The sequence below is a fragment of the Mesorhizobium sp. P3_B5 genome (assembly GCF_056402815.1).
Genome location: NZ_JBFUGR010000003.1, coordinates 238,126 through 254,669 on the forward strand (window position 1 = coordinate 238,126; position 16,544 = coordinate 254,669).

At 63.1% G+C, this 16,544-nt stretch carries 16 protein-coding genes and 1 pseudogene; 7 read left to right on the forward strand and 10 right to left on the reverse strand.

All coding sequences use genetic code 11. The annotated features are described in order from the left end of the window. Positions 1-97 precede the first annotated feature (97 nt). The 4 genes from clpS to AC1DVW_RS10915 all read right to left on the reverse strand — a co-directional run bounded on the left by clpS (position 98) and on the right by AC1DVW_RS10915 (position 1,639). Positions 98-403 carry an ATP-dependent Clp protease adapter ClpS gene (gene clpS, locus AC1DVW_RS10900; protein WP_477245534.1) on the reverse strand — a complete coding sequence of 102 codons (306 nt, stop codon included), beginning with the start codon at positions 401-403 and terminating at the stop codon, positions 98-100. A gap of 139 nt (positions 404-542) precedes the next feature. Beyond that, positions 543-878: a hypothetical protein gene (locus tag AC1DVW_RS10905; protein WP_477323017.1), complete on the reverse strand. Its 336-nt coding sequence runs from the start codon at positions 876-878 to the stop codon at positions 543-545. A 164-nt stretch (positions 879-1,042) separates the two neighbouring features. Beyond that, positions 1,043-1,300 carry a hypothetical protein gene (locus AC1DVW_RS10910; protein ID WP_477272838.1) on the reverse strand — a complete coding sequence of 86 codons (258 nt, stop codon included), beginning with the start codon at positions 1,298-1,300 and terminating at the stop codon, positions 1,043-1,045. Between the two features lie 39 nt (positions 1,301-1,339). After that, positions 1,340-1,639 carry a hypothetical protein gene (locus tag AC1DVW_RS10915; protein ID WP_477245907.1) on the reverse strand — a complete coding sequence of 100 codons (300 nt, stop codon included), beginning with the start codon at positions 1,637-1,639 and terminating at the stop codon, positions 1,340-1,342. 237 nt (positions 1,640-1,876) lie between these two features. On the opposite strand from AC1DVW_RS10915, the gene AC1DVW_RS10920 reads away from it, so the two are divergent. From AC1DVW_RS10920 to AC1DVW_RS10930, 3 genes are all read left to right on the forward strand, one after another. Further along, complete coding sequence (locus tag AC1DVW_RS10920; protein WP_477245540.1) at positions 1,877-2,593, forward strand: response regulator; 717 nt, start codon at positions 1,877-1,879, stop codon at positions 2,591-2,593. After that, positions 2,590-3,999 (forward strand): ATP-binding protein, encoded by a 1,410-nt coding sequence (locus AC1DVW_RS10925; protein ID WP_477323019.1) that lies wholly within the window; start codon positions 2,590-2,592, stop codon positions 3,997-3,999. The genes AC1DVW_RS10920 and AC1DVW_RS10925 overlap by 4 nt, the downstream gene beginning before the upstream one ends. A gap of 93 nt (positions 4,000-4,092) precedes the next feature. Then, on the forward strand, positions 4,093-4,518 hold the full coding sequence (locus AC1DVW_RS10930) for a YciI family protein (protein WP_477323021.1): 426 nt from the start codon (positions 4,093-4,095) through the stop codon (positions 4,516-4,518). A 24-nt stretch (positions 4,519-4,542) separates the two neighbouring features. On the opposite strand, the gene AC1DVW_RS10935 is transcribed toward AC1DVW_RS10930, so the two are convergent. Together AC1DVW_RS10935 and AC1DVW_RS10940 are read right to left on the reverse strand one after the other, a co-directional pair. Next, positions 4,543-6,024 (reverse strand): pyridoxal phosphate-dependent decarboxylase family protein, encoded by a 1,482-nt coding sequence (locus AC1DVW_RS10935; protein WP_477323023.1) that lies wholly within the window; start codon positions 6,022-6,024, stop codon positions 4,543-4,545. A gap of 25 nt (positions 6,025-6,049) precedes the next feature. Beyond that, the gene (locus tag AC1DVW_RS10940) at positions 6,050-7,135 is read right to left on the reverse strand and encodes a PLP-dependent cysteine synthase family protein (RefSeq protein WP_477323025.1); all 1,086 of its coding nucleotides are present in this window, start codon (positions 7,133-7,135) and stop codon (positions 6,050-6,052) included. A 221-nt stretch (positions 7,136-7,356) separates the two neighbouring features. Here AC1DVW_RS10940 and AC1DVW_RS10945 point away from each other — a divergent pair, with 221 nt between their 5' ends. Next, positions 7,357-9,378: a transcriptional regulator gene (locus AC1DVW_RS10945; protein ID WP_477323027.1), complete on the forward strand. Its 2,022-nt coding sequence runs from the start codon at positions 7,357-7,359 to the stop codon at positions 9,376-9,378. A 15-nt stretch (positions 9,379-9,393) separates the two neighbouring features. Here AC1DVW_RS10945 and AC1DVW_RS10950 read toward each other — a convergent pair whose 3' ends face one another. The 4 genes from AC1DVW_RS10950 to choX form a co-directional block, all read right to left on the reverse strand. Beyond that, a complete protein-coding gene (locus AC1DVW_RS10950) occupies positions 9,394-10,431 on the reverse strand; it encodes an MBL fold metallo-hydrolase (protein WP_477323029.1) in 1,038 nt (345 codons plus the stop codon). A gap of 126 nt (positions 10,432-10,557) precedes the next feature. Next, a complete protein-coding gene (gene choV, locus AC1DVW_RS10955; RefSeq protein ID WP_477245549.1) occupies positions 10,558-11,739 on the reverse strand; it encodes a choline ABC transporter ATP-binding protein in 1,182 nt (393 codons plus the stop codon). Next, positions 11,736-12,590 carry a choline ABC transporter permease subunit gene (gene choW / locus AC1DVW_RS10960; protein ID WP_477245551.1) on the reverse strand — a complete coding sequence of 285 codons (855 nt, stop codon included), beginning with the start codon at positions 12,588-12,590 and terminating at the stop codon, positions 11,736-11,738. Before choW ends, choV begins: the two co-directional genes overlap by 4 nt. Positions 12,591-12,712: 122 nt before the next feature. Further along, a complete protein-coding gene (gene choX, locus AC1DVW_RS10965) occupies positions 12,713-13,648 on the reverse strand; it encodes a choline ABC transporter substrate-binding protein (protein ID WP_477245553.1) in 936 nt (311 codons plus the stop codon). Between the two features lie 379 nt (positions 13,649-14,027). On the opposite strand from choX, the gene AC1DVW_RS10970 reads away from it, so the two are divergent. The 3 genes and pseudogenes from AC1DVW_RS10970 (at position 14,028) to AC1DVW_RS10980 (ending at position 16,404) form a co-directional block, all read left to right on the forward strand. Continuing rightward, on the forward strand, positions 14,028-14,639 hold the full coding sequence (locus AC1DVW_RS10970) for a thymidine kinase (protein ID WP_477245554.1): 612 nt from the start codon (positions 14,028-14,030) through the stop codon (positions 14,637-14,639). A gap of 154 nt (positions 14,640-14,793) precedes the next feature. Beyond that, a pseudogene (locus AC1DVW_RS10975) lies at positions 14,794-14,964 on the forward strand (c-type cytochrome); the annotation flags it as partial. A gap of 102 nt (positions 14,965-15,066) precedes the next feature. Beyond that, positions 15,067-16,404, forward strand: coding sequence for a Mur ligase family protein (locus AC1DVW_RS10980; RefSeq protein ID WP_477323031.1), 1,338 nt, complete (start codon positions 15,067-15,069; stop codon positions 16,402-16,404). The last annotated feature ends 140 nt before the right edge of the window (positions 16,405-16,544 follow it).

The window sequence follows — 16,544 nt, forward strand, 5'->3', positions numbered from 1 at the left end:
TACCCATCCGAACTATTATCACCCTCCGGCGCCGCCCTCATTGTCCTGCCGGACATTTCTCCCCGTATAGTGACGGGGAGAAGACGCAGCCCCTGCTCTACTCCTCCGGCTCCGTCGTGAACATCAAGGGATAGCCCTTGGCCTTGCCGGCGTCGGTCGCGCGCGTCGCCTTGGTTTCAGCGACGTCCCTGGTGAAGACCGCGACGACACAGACGCCGCGCCGGTGCGCGGTGATCATCACCCGATGCGCCTGGTCTTCGCTGAGCTTGAATTCGCCCTTCAGCACCGTCACCACGAATTCGCGCGGCGTGAAATCGTCATTGACGAGGATGACCTTGTAGAGCTTCGGCCGCTCAGTTTGCGGCTTGACCTGGACACTGGGTTTTGTGGTGATTTCAGGCATGGGAACCGGCAATTTCAGCGAGTTGTGGCTCTCATTTTGACATGAGCCAAAGCGATCGTCCATTTTGATCCGGTCGCCTACCGGTCTCCGGGCGGCTATTCGCAATCCATAGGTCTATGTGGGAATTGTCGCCAGCCGTTCAACGGCCATGGCGGCCGAACATGCGGCGCGGCGGGATTTGTCGCGGTGGCGTTGCGGACGCATCCATCCGGCGCTCCATCCATGCGACGAATGGCCAGGCGACAAAGCAGATCAACACCGTGCCCGTCAGGACGATGAGCACCCAGGTCTGCCACGGTGTGATGTAGTCCCAGTCGCTGGATATTGCCGGCGCAAACAGCGATGGCTCGGTTCGCCCGCTTGCCGGATCCGGCACAGGGCTCGCGGTGAGCAGGATCAAAACCTTGGCCACCCCGCAGACCACAAGGCCGCCGATGACCATTGAACGCAGAATGGACGAAAGCCGCGTCTTCATGCGGATTGTCTTTACCGGGCCGGCATTGCGATCGGGTTAAAGTTACGGGCAACCAACAGATCGAAAAAACGTGAAAATCGCTTGTCCGATACGGCAAGGCCGCTCCAGCCGAATCTCGACTGAAGCGACCTTGTTACATCTCGAGTTTGCTACGCAGACCTGGATCAGATCTTCTTCGGAGCAACCTTCTTGGGGGCCTTCTTGACCGGGCACTTGTGCTTCTCGGTCACCTTGCAGACCTTGACGGGCTTCTTGGCAGTGACCTTCTTCGGAGCAACCTTGGCAGGCGCAGCGGTGGCCGGAGCAGTCGTCGTGGCAGCAGCCGGAGCAGCGGTCGTGGTGGCGGCGGCGTTGCCGAGAGCCGGCATTGAGAAGGCGAGAGCGACGGCGAGACCGAGAGCGGAGAGGAGGGACTTGTTCATGGCTTCGTTTCCTTTTTTGTGCGGGTCGGTTTTTGAGTGTCACTGAACCGGGTCGATCGGTGTCACTCCAAGCAGCTTCAAAGCGTTGGCGAGCATCCGGATACCCTGTGCCTGTTTCTTGTTGGCGCAGAACCGGTTGCCCTTTCTCTGAAGTGCCTTTGCCGCGGTGACCTGCGTTGCCGTGGCATGGGTTTCGAGGGCTTCATCAAATTGGTGGCTGAGACTGCTGCAACGCTCGCTTCGGGTGATTGCAACCTTTGCGTCCGATTGTTCGACCGCGGCCGTGACGAGCGAAATGCCGAGCAACGCACCCATCAAGCTGATCGAGAACCTTTGCATTGGATTATCCGTAAACCCCGGAGCTAGCGTCGCAGCCGATGACCTGACCGCCACGACACCACTTATGCCCTTGTTTTTTTTCGCGAGTTTTTCCAGACTGTAGAATTTTGTTTCTGGATTGTTTCTGCGAAATCGGCTCTGGAGCCCATGATGGCCGCTGGCCAACATGTGGCCAGAATTCTATCGTGAGGGTGAAGCCGCAACGCAGGCTTGGCCACCAACGATGACAGGATCCCCGTGAAATCCGACGCACACATACTGATCGTCGACGACGATAAGGGTATCCGCGACCTGCTGCAGGAATTCTTCCAGAAGCGGGGACTGCGTACGACGGTCGCCGCCGATGGCGTCGAGATGGAGGCCATCCTGCGGCGGACACAGGTCGACCTCATCGTCCTCGACGTCATGCTGCCCGGCAAGAGCGGTCTGGAATTGTGCCGCGACCTTCGCGCCCAGTATTCGACCCCAATCATCATGCTGACTGCGGTCACCGAGACGACCGACCGCGTGGTTGGCCTGGAGATGGGCGCCGACGACTACGTGCCGAAGCCCTTCGACCCGCGCGAATTGCTGGCCCGTATCCGCGCCGTGCTGAGGCGCAACGGCGCCGCCGAGCCGCGGCGGTCCAGCACCAGGCAGATCTATCATTTCGCCGGCTGGACGATGGACTGCTCGCGCCGCCGGCTGATCGCGCCCGGCGATGTCCGGGTCGAACTGACGATGGCGGAGTTCAACCTGCTGCAGACCTTCGTCAAGAGCGCGCAGCGCGTGCTGACCCGCGACCAGCTGATCGAGCTCTCCGGCGGCGACAGCGACTATTCCTTCGACCGCAGCATCGACATTCTGGTCAGCCGTCTCAGGCGCAAGATGGAAGACGATCCAAAGACGCCGAAACTGATCCTCACCGTGCGCAGCGGCGGCTATCAGTTCCTGCCCGAGACGACGTCCGAATGAGACGCTTCCTGCCGCAAACCCTGCCCGTCTGGGTGCTGCTCATCGTCATCGCCGGCCTGCTGATCAGCCAGGTCGCGACCCTCTACATCGTCTCGCGCGACCGTGCCGCCGCCAATGACGAGGTCGATCTCTACCGGCTCAACGATCGCGCCTTCTCGCTGGTGCAATTGATGCATACCGCGACGCCCGAGCAGCGCAAGATCACGGCGTCCGGTCTGTTCAACGCCACCTACGCGCTCACCGTTTCGGACACGCCCGCGGTCACCTCGTCGATTGCCGGCGACGACGAACTGGCCGAATTGGAAGACATACTGGTCGGCCGACTATCGAAATTCGGCATCACCGATGCACGGGTCCGGCGCGATCCGGCTACCCACGAAGCCGACGTCCCAGGACGGACGGTTGCGGGTCCCGACATCGGCCAGGTCGAGCGCGATCTGCTGGTGCTGGCGGCCGATTTCGCCCAGAGCGACAAGCTGACGGCATCGGTCCGTTTCGCCGACGGCCAATGGTTGAACTTCACCGAGCCGAACACCCCTGTAGGGCCGATACTGAGCTTCGACAGTCTGCCGCTCTATTCGCTGATCGCCGGGCTGGTGGTGATCATGTCGATCTGGTCGCTGCGTCGGCTGACCGCGCCCTACCGGATGATGGAAACCGCGGTGAAGCGGATCGGCAACGATCTGAAGAGCCCGCCGATCGCCGAAACCGGCAGTCGCGAAATCCGAGCCGCGGCGAAGGCGATCAATGGCATGCAGGTCCGGCTGCGCGACTATGTCGAGGATCGCGAACACCTGGCGGCGGCGCTCGCGCACGATTTGCGCACGCCGCTGACCCGGATGCGGCTGCGCCTCGAACTGCTCAGGAAATCGACGGCGCGCGAGGCGCTGGCGCACGACCTCGCCGACATCGAGAGCATTGCCAGCTCCGTCATCGATTTCGCCAAATTCGAGGTGACCGAGGAGAAGACCGAACGCATCGATTTCTGGTCACTGGTGGAATCGGTCGCCGACGGTTTCGACGACGCCTCGTTCGACGATGATGATACAAGATCGCGCGGCCTGATCTGCATCGCGCGGCCGGTCGCGCTCAGGCGCTGCGTCACCAATCTTGTCCAGAATGCCGTGACCTACGGCAAGAAGGCGCATCTCAGCCTGCGGCAGTCGGAGAAGATCATCACGCTGACCATTCGCGACGAGGGGCCGGGCATACCGCAAGCGCAGCTCGACGCGGTGTTCGGCTCCTTCGTGCGGATCGAACAGTCGCGCAACCGCCAGACCGGCGGCCTTGGCCTTGGCTTGACCATCGCCCGCAACATTGCCCGCGGCGCCGGCGGCGAGGTCAACCTGTCCAACCATCCCGGCGGTGGCCTGCAGACGGAATTGCGCCTGCCATTGGCAGCTTGAGTCAGCAGACCTCGGCCCAAAAGGGCCTCGGGGCTGGATCGGCCGATCCTTCCTTACGATAGTGCGATCGGCAATGCAGGAGGAGACCGCCGCATGTTCTATGCAATCCTGGCCTATCACGTCGAACAGACCGTCCAGTCCTGGACGCCGCAGGAGGATGCGGCGCTGATGACCGACCTGCTCAAGGTCAATGACCGGTTGACCCGCGACGGTATCCTCGGGCCGGCCGCCAGGCTTGGCGCCACGGCCGACGCCTTCACCTTGCGCGGCCCCGGAGAAGGCATCGTCATCGACGGCCCGTTTGCCGAGACCAAGGAGCAATTGCTGGGCCTCTACGTCATCGACTGCGCCACGCGCGAGGCGGCGCTAGAAGTCGCGCGTGATCTCAGGCGCGCCAATCCCACCGCCGTCTACGAAATCCGCCCTATCCTGCTTTACCTTCCGGGTGCGTCGCTTCTCGCAGCAGAGGCGCCGGACGACAACGAAGCGCCCGTCAAAGCATCGGTGGCCGGCTGCTGAGGAGCCGCCCGCTGCGGCAAAGGGTCAGTCCACCCCCGCCATGAGCTCCTTGCCAAGGCGGACCGTTTCGCGCACCAAAAGCTCCAGATCCTCAAGCCGGGTGCGGTGGTTGTTGATCGCCACCCTGAGACAATGCTGGCCTTGCACCGTCGTGTCGGAAATCGCGGCGGTCCCCTCTTCCTGCAGCCGCAGCATGATCTCGGTGTTCAGCGCCTTCAACCGATCTTCGGGCATGCCATCGGGCCGATAGCGAAAGCAGACGATGTTGATGCTGGTCGGCGCCGTCAGTTCCAGCGCCGGTTCGGCCTCGATCAACCCGGCGAGATAGTGCCCCTGCGCAATATTCTGGTCGATCAGCCGGCCGAATTTTTCGACGCCATGCTCCCGCAGCGCCATCCACACTTTCAGCGCACGGAACCCGCGCGTGGTCTGCAGACCGTAATCATACAGCCATTGCCCCGATGCGAGGCCGCGCGGCGTCGATTCCAGATATTCCGGCTTCACCGCAAAGGTCTTGCGATGCGCCGAGGCGTCCCTGACCAGGGCGCAGCCGGCCTCGAACGGCGCGTGCAGCCATTTGTGCGGATCGAGCGCGACCGAATCGGCCCATTCGATACCTGCGACGCGGTGAGCATTTTCCGGCGCGATGGCGATCAACGCACCGATGCAGCCGTCGACATGGAACCATGCGTCTTCCTCATGCGCCAGCTTGGCAAGCGCCTGCAGATCGTCAATCGCTCCGGTGTTCACCGTGCCGGCATTACCGATGATGCAGGCCGGCTTGAACCCGGCCGCACGATCTTCTGAAATCGCCGCCCGCAAGGCGGCGATATCGATCCGCAGCCCGGCATCCGTCGGGATACGGCGCAGCGCCCGATTGCCGAGGCCAAGCGCTTCCATCGCCTTGCGATGGCAGGAATGCAGCTGGTCCGAGCCGTAGAAGCGCAGCGGCTTTTCGATGGCGGCAACGCCATGCTCGCGCACGTCGATGCCGGCCTTGGTGTTGCGCGCCACGGTCAGCCCGATAATGTTGGCCATCGAACCGCCGCTGACCAGCGTACCGCTGGCCGAAGCCGGCAAGCCCAGCATCTGCTTGCACCAGTCGACCACCTGGCTGTCCATTAGCGCGGCGGCATGGTTGCCGCCGCCGAGATTGGAGCCCTGGATCGCCGCCAGGAAATCGCCAAGCGCCCCGGTGAAATTGCTCGACCCCATATACCAGGACCAGAACCGCGGATGGATGTTGCCCATCGGATAGGGCATCACCTTGTCCACGACATCGCCATAGACTTCGGCGAGCGGCGTTGGCGATTGCGGCAAGGGTGCTGTGAAGAAGTCTGTCACATCTCCAGGCATCTCCCGCCACACCGGCCGCTCTCTGACGTCGCGCAGGTAAGCGACGGCATCGTCAACGATCCGATGCGACAGGACCTGCACATCGGTCCAGTCGCAGGGGTCAAGCGTTTCCTCGCCGGTCGTGGCGGAGAATCCAGACGTCGTATCCATGCCGGTCGCTCCCGATATGCCGCCGTCACGCCGGGAACTGGCAGCCGGGCGTCGACTGCGAAAGCGCAATCTCCTCGGCGTCCATCTCAGCCTCGATGCCATCGAACAGGGGCGTCGTCATGTAGCGCTCGCCTGTGTCGGGGAGCATGCACAGGATGACCGAACCGGCCGGCGATTTTTCGGCGATCTGGCGCGCCACGGCAAAAGTGGAGCCGCCGGAAATGCCGGTGAAAATGCCCTCTTTCTGCGCCAGCGCCTTGGCCCATTTCATGCCCTCGGGCCCGGCGATCGGCATCACCTCATCATAGAGGCTGGCGTCGATCGCCTCCTGCAGCACGTTGGGGATGAAATCCGGAGTCCAGCCCTGGATCGGGTGCGGCTCGAAGGCCGGGTGGCTGGCGCTCGGCGCGCCACCAACGCCGCGCTCCTGCGCCTTGCCGCTGCCGACAAGCTGGGCGTTGGCCGGTTCGGTCAGCACGATGCGGGTCTCCGGCCGCTCGCGGCGCAGCACGCGCGCCACGCCGACGACGGTGCCGCCGGTTCCATAGCCGGTGACGAAGCAGTCGAGCCGCGATCCGGCGAAATCGTTCATGATCTCGCGCGCCGTCGTCGCTTCATGGATGGCGGCATTGGCCTTGGTTTCGAACTGGCGGGCCAGGAACCAGCCATTGGCCTCGGCCAGCTCGACCGCCTTCTTGTACATGCCAAAACCCTTCTGCGCCCGCGGCGTCAGCACCACCTTGGCGCCCAGCATGCGCATCAGCTTGCGGCGTTCGATGGAAAAGCTGTCAGCCATCGTCACCACCAACGGATAGCCCTTTTGCGCGCAGACCATGGCAAGGCCGATGCCGGTGTTGCCGCTAGTCGCCTCGACGATGGTCTGGCCCGGCTTCAGCGTGCCGCTGCGCTCGCCCTCCTCGATGATGTTGAGCGCCAGCCGGTCCTTGACCGATGCTGCCGGATTGAAGAACTCGGCCTTCACATAGATCGTCGCATGGTCCGGGCCGAGATTGTTGACCCGGATCACCGGCGTATCGCCGACCGTGTCGAGAATGCTGTCGAACAGGCGGCCGCGGCCGGCCGTGGTTCTGATTTTCTGCTGGTGCAACATGGAAGAACTCCTCGTCTGTTATCGTTGTGATCACGGGCCGGTTACAAACCGGCGGGTTGGGCGGCGAGGTTTCGACACCTTGCCGCAGTACAGGTTCTCGCCGTGCCATAATGTGGTAAACTCCACATCCGGCGCGCAAGATTGCAGGCCGAGTGCACTTCGTCGTTCGGTGATAAAGCAAGGGCCGGCGGGTCAACGTGGGAGCAGGCGTGGAAACGGGCGTGGAATCGAACCTGGCCAGCAGTCGTCGAGGCCTTGGCGTGCGCCTGTTTGGGTCGCTGGCGATTGCGCGCGACGGCATCCCGGTGGCTTTGCCGGCATCGCGCAAGCTGCGCGCGCTGCTAGCCTATCTGGCGCTGGCGCCCCACCCGGTCGGACGTGGCAAGCTATGCGAATTGCTGTGGGACGTTCCAAATGACCCCAGAGGCGAGCTTCGCTGGTGCCTCAGCAAGCTACGGGCCGCTCTCGACCAACCGGACCGCCGCAGGATCGAAACCGCGGGCGACACGATCGCGCTTGATCTGAGCGACGTTTTCGTCGATGCCGCCGAGATCGCCTCGGCAACCGCCGAAGGCATTGAAAAGCTCGATCTGGAGCGGCTGCAAGCCCTGTCCGGATTGTTCGCCGGCGATTTCCTCGACGGGCTGGAGATCGACCGCAGCCCGCTTTTCAACAACTGGCTGACCGCGCAGCGTCGCCGCTTTAGCTCCTTTCACGCCGCCATTCTGGAGCATCTCGTCAACAATCTTCCGGGGGACGGCGACGATGTCTCTGCCCATCTCGAAAACTGGCTGGAACTCGCGCCGTTCGACGGTCGCGCCCATATCGCACTTCTGACCAGGCTTGCGCGGCACGGCCAGTTTGGCGCTTGCGAAGACCATCTTGAATCAGCGGCCGAGCTGTTCCGTTCGGAAGAACTGGATTTCGCGCCTGTGCGCGAGGCATGGCGAACCATCCGCGACAGGCAGCCGGGCACGGCGCTGGCAGCGCAGCCGTCCGATCCGGCGTCCGCCCATCAGCCACCGATCCTGCTTGCGGATCCGGACGCCGCCGCATCGCGAAAGGCTTCGCTCGCCGTGATGCCGTTTGTCGAAGACGCCGGCATTGCTGACGCTCGCGGCGGACTGGCCAACGGCCTGACCCATGACATCATCACCCGCCTGGCAAAGCTCAGGGATTTCTTCGTCATCGCCCGCGGATCGGTCTTTGCGCTGGCGGAGGCAAACATCGCGCCGGAAGACGCCGGGCGCAGGCTGAACGTCGACTATGTTGCCACTGGCACCGTGCGCAGCCAGGCCGACCGCATTGTCGTCACGGTCGAACTCGTCGAGGTGCGCACGGCCAGGATCGTCTGGGCCGAGACGTTCGAGCGCAAGCCGGACGATATTTTTGCCGTCCTCGACGATATCGGCAACAGCATCGTCTCGTCGATCTCGGCCGAGGTCGAGACGGTCGAGCGCAACCGCGCCATGCTGAAAGCGCCCAACTCGCTGAATGCCTGGGAGGCCTATCATCGCGGCCTCTGGCACATGTACCGATTCACCCGCACGGAAAACGAGCAGGCCCGGCATTTCTTCGACATCGCCTTGAAGCTGGACCCGACCTTCGCCCGCGCCTATGCCGGCCTGTCCTTCACCCATTGGCAAAATGCCTTTCAGCGCTGGGGCGACCGCGATCATGAGAGCGCCATGGCTTTCGAGGCCGCCGGGCAAAGTCTTCTGGTCGACGATCACAATCCGGCCGCCCACTGGGCCATGGGCCGCGCCCTGTGGCTGCGCGGCGAGCATGACGGCTCTTTGATCGAGCTGGAAAGAGCCGTGGATTTGAGCCCCAACTTCGCGCTCGGCCACTACGCGCTATCCTTCGTGCATTCCCAGTCGGGCGACCCGAAGGCCGCAATCGGCTCATCCGACCATTCCCGGCATCTGAGCCCTTTCGATCCGCTGCTGTTCGGCATGCTGGGCGCACGCGCCATGGCTCATGTCCGCCTCGGCCAGTTCGAGGAGGCCGCAGACTGGGCGCTGAAAGCGGCCGCCCGGCCCAACGCGCATGCCATCATCCTGGCGATCGCCGCTCATTGCCTGGCGCTGGCAGGACGGCTTGACGAGGCGCGCACTTTCGCCACTGCCGTCCGCAAGACGCTTCCGGACTATCTTGCCGACGACTTCATCGGCACCTTCCGCTTCGAGCCGGACGCCACAGCGCTGTTCAAGCTGGCCGCCAAACGCATCGGCCTGAACTGATTGCCCGACACGCCGCTAGTGAACGAGTGGGCCGCTTGCCTTCGTCCAGGCATCGATACCGCCATGAATGTGGCGGGCGCCGGCAATTCCAGCATCCTGAGCAGCCTGAACCGCCATCGCCGAGCGTTCGCCGAAGGCGCAGTAAAACAAGAGTTGCTTGCTGGTTGATCTCGCGAGCTCATGCAGCATGCCGCCCGCCGCAATGTTCTCCTGCAACCTGGTATAGGGCAGATGGATCGCCCCCGGGATGATGCCGTGCCGCTCGCGCTCGGAGTGCTCGCGCAGATCGATCAGCGCGATATCGGGCCTTCCCACCAGCGCGAATGCCTGCTCGGCGCTGACCGCCCAGCCGCGCCGCGCAATCTCTTCCTGATGCAGCCCGACCTTCATGTTGGCCGGCACCGCGACATCCATCATCTTCGGGTTTGCCAGCTTCAGGTTGTTCATGATCTCGACGTATTCTTCCATCGACTTCACCTGCAGGCGCGGGTTGAAGGCTTTTTCCTCGCCGATGGTCGAGACGGTCTCGCCCTTGTAGTCATGTGCCGGATAGATCAGCGTCTCGTTGGGAAGCTTGAGCAGGCGGCCGAAGATCGATTCATATTGCTGGCGCGGATCGCCATTCTGGAAATCGGTGCGGCCGGTTCCACGGATCAGCAGCGTGTCGCCGGTGAACACCCGATCCGGCAAGATGAAACTGTAGGAATCATCGGTGTGGCCAGGCGTATAGATGACGTCGAGCGACAGCCCCTCAATGCCGAGTTTGTCGCCGTCGGACAACCGCATCGAGACCACGTCCGCCTTGGTCTGCTCGCCCATCACTGTCACGCACTGGGTCTTGTCGCGCAACGCGCCGAGGCCGGTAATGTGATCGGCGTGCAGATGCGTATCCACCGCCTTGACCAGCTTGAGGTCGAGTTCGCGCACCAGCTGGAGGTAGCGGTCGACCTTCTCCAGCACCGGATCGATGATCAGCGCTTCGCCACCCAGGCGGCTGGCGAGCAGGTAGGAATAGGTGCCCGAAACGGAATCGAAGAGCTGACGGAAGATCATTCTTGCCACACGCCCCGCTGCATTCTCATGCCCATGGCAGGCGCAACCGCCCACGCGGCTGCGACGCTATCCTAGCGCATCGGCCCGAAAAATCGGAATCGATTTTTGGCAAGCGTGGTCAGCGGTTTACCGCCGCAACACCGCGCTCAGCACGTCCCGGATCCCGATCGCGCCGACGAAGCGCGACTGGTCGTCGAACAGCGCCACCGGCGCTGTCTGCGAACGGTGCATTGCCAGCATCACGGTCTTCAGCGACGTCCCGGGATTGGCCCAGAACACCTGCGCCGTCTCCTCCGGCTGCGCCTCGACATCGGCGCAGGACACCCACACCGCCGGCTTGCCGTCACGCTCGGCCGCCGCCACCAGCCCGTGCTCGTCGATCTTGAAGCGCGTCGTCTTGCGCCGGTCGAGCCACACCCAGCCATCCTTGCCCTCTTCGAGGTCGCGGCGGTCGCGCATCACGTTCCAGGCCGTCAGCACCGACAATGGGTTAACATTGGCGATGAAGTCGCGGACATAGTCGTTGGCGGGGCGCAGCACGATGTCTTCCGGCGCGCCGGTCTGCACGATGCGCCCACCCTCCATGATGGTGATGTGGGTGCCGATCTTCAGCGCTTCCTCGAGATCGTGGCTGACGAAGATGATGGTCTTCTTCAGCTCCGCCTGCAGCTGCAAGAGCTCGTCCTGCAGTTTGGTCCGGATCAGCGGATCGAGCGCCGAGAACGGCTCGTCCATCAACAGGATCGGCGCCTCGGTGGCAAAGGCGCGCGCCAGACCGACGCGCTGCTGCATGCCGCCGGAAAGCTCGTGGGCATATTTCTTCGCCCACTGGTCGAGATGGACCAGCTCCAGCTGCTTTTTGACGCGCTGCTTGCGCTCGGCTTCCGGCATGCCGGCGAGCTCGAGGCCTAGGCCGACGTTTTCCTCGACCGTGCGCCACGGCAACAGGCCGAACTGCTGGAACACCATGGCGACCTGCTTCTGCCGCAGCCGTCTCAACGTCACCTCATCGCAGGTGACGACGTCGACCGTGCCGTCGCCGTCCTTGACCAGAACCTGGCCACGCGAAACGACGTTCAGCCGGTTGACGGCCCTGAGCAGCGTCGACTTGCCCGAACCGGACAGGCCCATCAGGACGGAAATCTCGCCCTCATGCACGGTCAGGCTGGCGCCGGCGCAGCCCAGCACATTGCCGGTCTTTTCGAGGATTTCGGCGCGGGTGGCGCCGCCATCGATCAGCGCCAGCGAACCGGCTTGATCCGAGCCAAAGACGATATCGACATTTCTGAAGTCAACGGCGACGGTCATTTCTTGCCTCCAACGCCAATACGCGTCATTCGGTCGAGTACGATGGCGAGCACGACGATGGCGAGGCCGGCCTCAAGCCCGAGGTCGATCCTGCGCGAACCCAGCGCCCGGTTGATCTCGGTGCCGAGACCGCCGGCGCCGATCAGCGCCGCGAACACCACCATCGACAGCGACAGCATGATCGACTGGGTGAGGCCCGCCATGATGGTCGGCAGCGCCGAGGGCAATTCGACCTTCCACAACAGTTGCTGCTTGGTGGCGCCGAACGCCTGGCCGGCCTCGACGATCGATTTCGGCACCGAGGTGACGCCGAGATGGGTGAGGCGAACCGAGGTCGGGATGACGAAGATGATGGTGACGATGAGGCCGGGCGCGTTGCCGAGCCCGAACAAGGTCAGCACCGGGATCAGGTAGACGAAGGTCGGCAGCGTCTGCATCAGGTCGAGCACCGGCAGCATGATGCGGTAGACCTTCGGCTTGTGCGCAGCCCAGATGCCAAGCGGCACGCCGATCGCCATCGAGGCGGCGGCGGCGGCAACCACCAGAACCAGCGTCTCCACCGTCTGCTTCCACAGGTTCTGGTTGAGGATGAACAGCAGTCCGATGAAGACGGCAACGGCCAGGCCCCTGGAGCGCTGCAGGAAATAGGCGAGCACCGCAATCAGCGCGATGAGGATGACGGGCGGCACCAGCAGAAGTCCGTCGACAATGCCGTCGAGCAGGAAATTGAGGCCGTTGGAGAAGGCCCTGAAAATGGTGTCGAAATTGTCGGTGAGGAAGCCAAAGAAGGCCTTGCCCCAGGCGCCTATGGGGATCTTGTAGCTGACCAGGAATTTCGAAATCGGATCCATCTTACCCCTCTTTGGCAGTCGCCGTCCTTGCCGGACGGTCATCTTGTCACAGGATATGAAAAAGGGCAGCCCTTTCTACAGTGACTGCCCTTCCTGGTTCGGCCTTGCCGAATTCAGTCGGCTCAGCTCCCGAGCGCCGTCTTGACCGCCGCTGCCGCGTCGCCACCGTCGAAGGTGGTCACGCCGGCGATCCACGGAGCGACCGCGTCCGCGTGCTTCTTCAGCCAGTCGGCTGCGACCGTGTTGGCGTCGCCGCCTTTCAGGATCGCGTCCATCATCTCGCCTTCCATGTCGAGATTGAACTTCAGGTTGGCGATGAACTTGCCGGCATTCGGGCACTCGGTGGTGTAGCCCTTGCGCACATTGGTATAGACGGTGGCCGCGCCGAAGCCACTGTCGCCCATGCCGTCGAGATAGGTGATCTTCATGGCGCCCATCACCGGATGCGGCGTCCAGCCGAGGAAGGCGATCCACTCATTGTTCTTCATCGACTGCTCGGCCTGCGTCAGCATGCCGGCTTCCGAGGACTCGACCAGTTCGAAGCCTTCGAGATTGTCCTTCGGGTTCTTGATCATGTCGAGGATAATGCGGTTGCCGTCATTGCCGGCCTCGATGCCGTAGATCTTGCCGTTGAACTTGTCCTTGAACTTGCCGATATCGGTCAGCGTCTTGACGCCGGCGTCAGCGACATAGGTCGGCACGACGATGCCGTAACCGGCGCCCGTCAGGTTTGTGCTGATCGTCTCGACCGAACCGTCGGCGGTGTAGTCCTTGATGTCGTTGGTCATCGACGGCATCCAGTTGCCGAGGAAGACGTCGAGATCCTTGTTCTTCAGCGACGCCATGGTCACCGGCACCGAAAGCTGGATCGTCTGCGGCTCGTAGCCGAGCGCGGTGAGCAGCACCGAAGCGATGCCGGTCGTCGCCTGGATATCGGTCCAGCCGACATCGGAAAGGCGCACCGCCTTGCAGCTCTCCGGATCGCCGGCAAGGGCAGCGCTTGTGGACAGGAAAGTCGCCAGACCGAGGCCGGCGACGAAGGTGTTCATACGCGACATTGGTAGTCTCCCATTGTGATTCTTTGGCGAAGCGTAGTTACGGTTTCTCTGCCCGCCTTGTTTCGTCAGCCAAACACCATTCTGGTGTGGTTTCAAGCGCCATGGCAATCACGATCAACGGCGCAGACTGGCCAATCAGCGACACGGCTGACGCTTTTGTCGCGCAAGGGGGCTTTTTCGGGGGAATGGCACTGGCGTCCCCTCCCCACGCGGCGACAACTCGGCTTAAGGTCTGTTTAGATTCAGGTCAGGCCGAGCCGAAAATGGCTGATACCGAGAGCCGGAGCGGAGCGTACTTGAAGTACGTGCACCGGAAGCGCAGGTATCAGCCATTTGCAGGCCGGCATCACCTGAATCCAAACAGACCTTGAAGGATGGCATGGCCAAGCTTTACTTCCACTACGCGACGATGAACGCCGGCAAGACGACGATGCTGCTGCAGGCGTCCTACAATTACCGCGAGCGCGGCATGACGACGATGCTGTTCGTCGCCGGCCATTACAGAAAGGGCGATAACGGGCTGATCTCGTCGCGCATCGGCCTCGAGACCGAAGCCGAGATGTTTCGCGATGGCGACGACCTGTTCGCCCGCGTCGCGGAGCATCACGATCACACGACAGTTCATTGCGTCTTCGTCGACGAGGCGCAGTTCCTCGAAGAGGAGCAGGTGTGGCAGCTCGCCCGCATTGCCGACCGGCTGAACATCCCGGTCATGTGCTACGGCCTGCGCACCGATTTCCAGGGCAAGCTGTTTTCCGGTTCGCGCGCGCTGCTGGCCATCGCCGACGACCTGCGCGAAGTGCGCACCATCTGCCGCTGCGGCCGCAAAGCGACGATGGTCGTGCGTCTCGGCCCTGACGGCAAGGTGGCCAGACAAGGCGAGCAGGTGGCGATCGGCAAGGACGTCTATGTCTCGCTCTGCCGCCGCCATTGGGAAGAAGAAATGGGCCGCGCCGCGCCCGACGATTTCATCGGCTTCATCAAGGCCTGATGGCGGCGATCGAAATGGCGATCCGGCAGCAGGCGGAAATGCTGGCGCACCGGCCAGATGCAGCGTTTGTTAAGGCCTCGGTCCTATTTTGCGCTCCAGCCAGAACTCGTCGGGGTCAGCCATGTTTCGAGCCGTTTCGTCTGCCGCAGCATTGATGAAAAGCGCCGGTGCCGCCGGCCTTGTCTGGGACGAGGCCAATCTCACCGAATATCTAAGGGCTCCCAAGCTCAAGGTGCCCGGCAACAGGATGGCGTTTGGCGGCCTGAGCAACGATGACGACATCGCCAATGTCATCGCCTATCTGAAGGCCGACTCGAAGCCCTGAACCATAGCGGCGGCAGCGCCTCGCACGGGACATGCAAGGGGTTGCATGCGCCGCCGCGCACGCACAGAGTGCCCACGGTGTCGAACCGGAGGGCATCATTTCATGCACATTTTTGCCGAGCGGGCGGCGCTGATGCTCGGCCTGGACCGGGCAGGAAGGACGCGAACGGCCGTTCGCTCCATCAGGAAGTTCTCTCATGTCGAACTCGCTCGCTGGCGGCGACGGCGTAGCAAGGCCATGGTGATCGGCATTACCGGGAGTTCGGCCAAGACGACGACGGCGGAACTTCTAGCTTTTATCCTCGACTCGCAAGGACGCGTCCATAAGCAGACCCATGGCAACACGTTCAAACCCCTTGTCAAAGGGCTCCGACGTCTGCCACGTGACGCCGACTACGCAGTGGTGGAGGTGGCCGCTGGCGGCAAAAGCCGCGTGGGAGCGATGGCATCGCTGCTCAAGCCGCACGTCGCGGTCGTCACCTTGGTTGCCGACGAACACAGATCCATCTTTCGGGGTGCCGATGCCGTCGCTACCGAAAAGCAGGCGCTGGTCCAGTCGCTTCCGCCCGAGGGTCTGGCCATGCTCAACGCCGATGACGCGCGTGTCATGGCGATGGCAGCAGCAAGCGCGGCGCGCGTCGTAACCTTCGGGCGCGGGGACCAGGCCCGTTACCGCGCCACCGATATCCACGCCGCCTTCCCGCAGCGGCTGTCAATGCGTCTGACTTGGCCCGGCGGCTCCCTTGACTTGCATACGCGCTTCATCGCCGAGCACTTCTGGCTGCCCGTAGCGGCGGCCGTCGCGAGTGCCATCGAACTGGGCCTCGATCCAGAGCGCATCAGCGAACGGGTTGCGCGTTTCGAGCCCCTGTTCAACCGCTGCGGCGTGCTCGAGGTCCCGCACGGGCCGACCTTCCTGATCGACACGGCAAAGGCGCCGCTCCATTCCCTCGGGTTGGCCTTCGCCGCTCTGGATCGAGCCCAGATGCCCCACAAGCGCGTGGTGCTCGGTCATATTGCCGACTATGCCGGCAAGGCCAGCAAAGCCTACCGCAAGGCATACCGGGACGCACAAGCCGTCGCCCAGGAGACCATTTTTGTCGGTGAGCATGCACATCGCGCGGCGCCCTCCGATGAGGACCGCAACAGCGGCCGATTCCACGAAATGCACTCCGTGCGCAAAGCCGCCGATCATATCAAGGCCACGCAACGCCCCGATGAGCTGATCCTGATCAAGAGCTCGCGCAACCTTCATCTGGAGCGCATCGGCCTCGCTCTGACCAGGGACGTTCAATGCTGGGAAGACCTCTGCGGCCATGACTTCAGCTGTTTGCACTGCGGCAAATATGGCATTCCCTTTGAGAAACACGGCGAGGTCCGCGCGGCGCAAAAGCGTTCCCGCCGGTGGTGGCGGCGGCTTTTCTCGCGCCCGTCAGCCTGACGCCCGAAAACGCGGCCGGCTTGAAGTCGGCAATGCAGGCGCAGAGCACGAGCAAGAAATCCGTCGGGGCCGCCAGATCAGCCGCCCACAGGCCAATGGCAGCGCGTCGATCCGCCAGTCATGGCATGATCACGATTCCA

Excerpts from the sequence above, each read along its gene's own strand:
- AC1DVW_RS10940 (WP_477323025.1), bottom strand. The coding sequence starts at position 7,135 with ATGTTGCACCAGCAGAAAATCAGAACCACGGCCGGCCGCGGCCGCCTG.
- clpS (WP_477245534.1), bottom strand. The coding sequence starts at position 403 with ATGCCTGAAATCACCACAAAACCCAGTGTCCAGGTCAAGCCGCAAACT.
- AC1DVW_RS10925 (WP_477323019.1), top strand. The coding sequence starts at position 2,590 with ATGAGACGCTTCCTGCCGCAAACCCTGCCCGTCTGGGTGCTGCTCATC.
- AC1DVW_RS10905 (WP_477323017.1), bottom strand. The coding sequence starts at position 878 with ATGAAGACGCGGCTTTCGTCCATTCTGCGTTCAATGGTCATCGGCGGC.
- AC1DVW_RS10930 (WP_477323021.1), top strand. The coding sequence starts at position 4,093 with ATGTTCTATGCAATCCTGGCCTATCACGTCGAACAGACCGTCCAGTCC.
- choV (WP_477245549.1), bottom strand. The coding sequence starts at position 11,739 with ATGACCGTCGCCGTTGACTTCAGAAATGTCGATATCGTCTTTGGCTCG.
- AC1DVW_RS10935 (WP_477323023.1), bottom strand. The coding sequence starts at position 6,024 with ATGGATACGACGTCTGGATTCTCCGCCACGACCGGCGAGGAAACGCTT.
- choX (WP_477245553.1), bottom strand. The coding sequence starts at position 13,648 with ATGTCGCGTATGAACACCTTCGTCGCCGGCCTCGGTCTGGCGACTTTC.
- AC1DVW_RS10980 (WP_477323031.1), top strand. The coding sequence starts at position 15,067 with ATGCACATTTTTGCCGAGCGGGCGGCGCTGATGCTCGGCCTGGACCGG.
- AC1DVW_RS10970 (WP_477245554.1), top strand. The coding sequence starts at position 14,028 with ATGGCCAAGCTTTACTTCCACTACGCGACGATGAACGCCGGCAAGACG.
- AC1DVW_RS10910 (WP_477272838.1), bottom strand. The coding sequence starts at position 1,300 with ATGAACAAGTCCCTCCTCTCCGCTCTCGGTCTCGCCGTCGCTCTCGCC.
- choW (WP_477245551.1), bottom strand. The coding sequence starts at position 12,590 with ATGGATCCGATTTCGAAATTCCTGGTCAGCTACAAGATCCCCATAGGC.
- AC1DVW_RS10950 (WP_477323029.1), bottom strand. The coding sequence starts at position 10,431 with ATGATCTTCCGTCAGCTCTTCGATTCCGTTTCGGGCACCTATTCCTAC.
- AC1DVW_RS10915 (WP_477245907.1), bottom strand. The coding sequence starts at position 1,639 with ATGCAAAGGTTCTCGATCAGCTTGATGGGTGCGTTGCTCGGCATTTCG.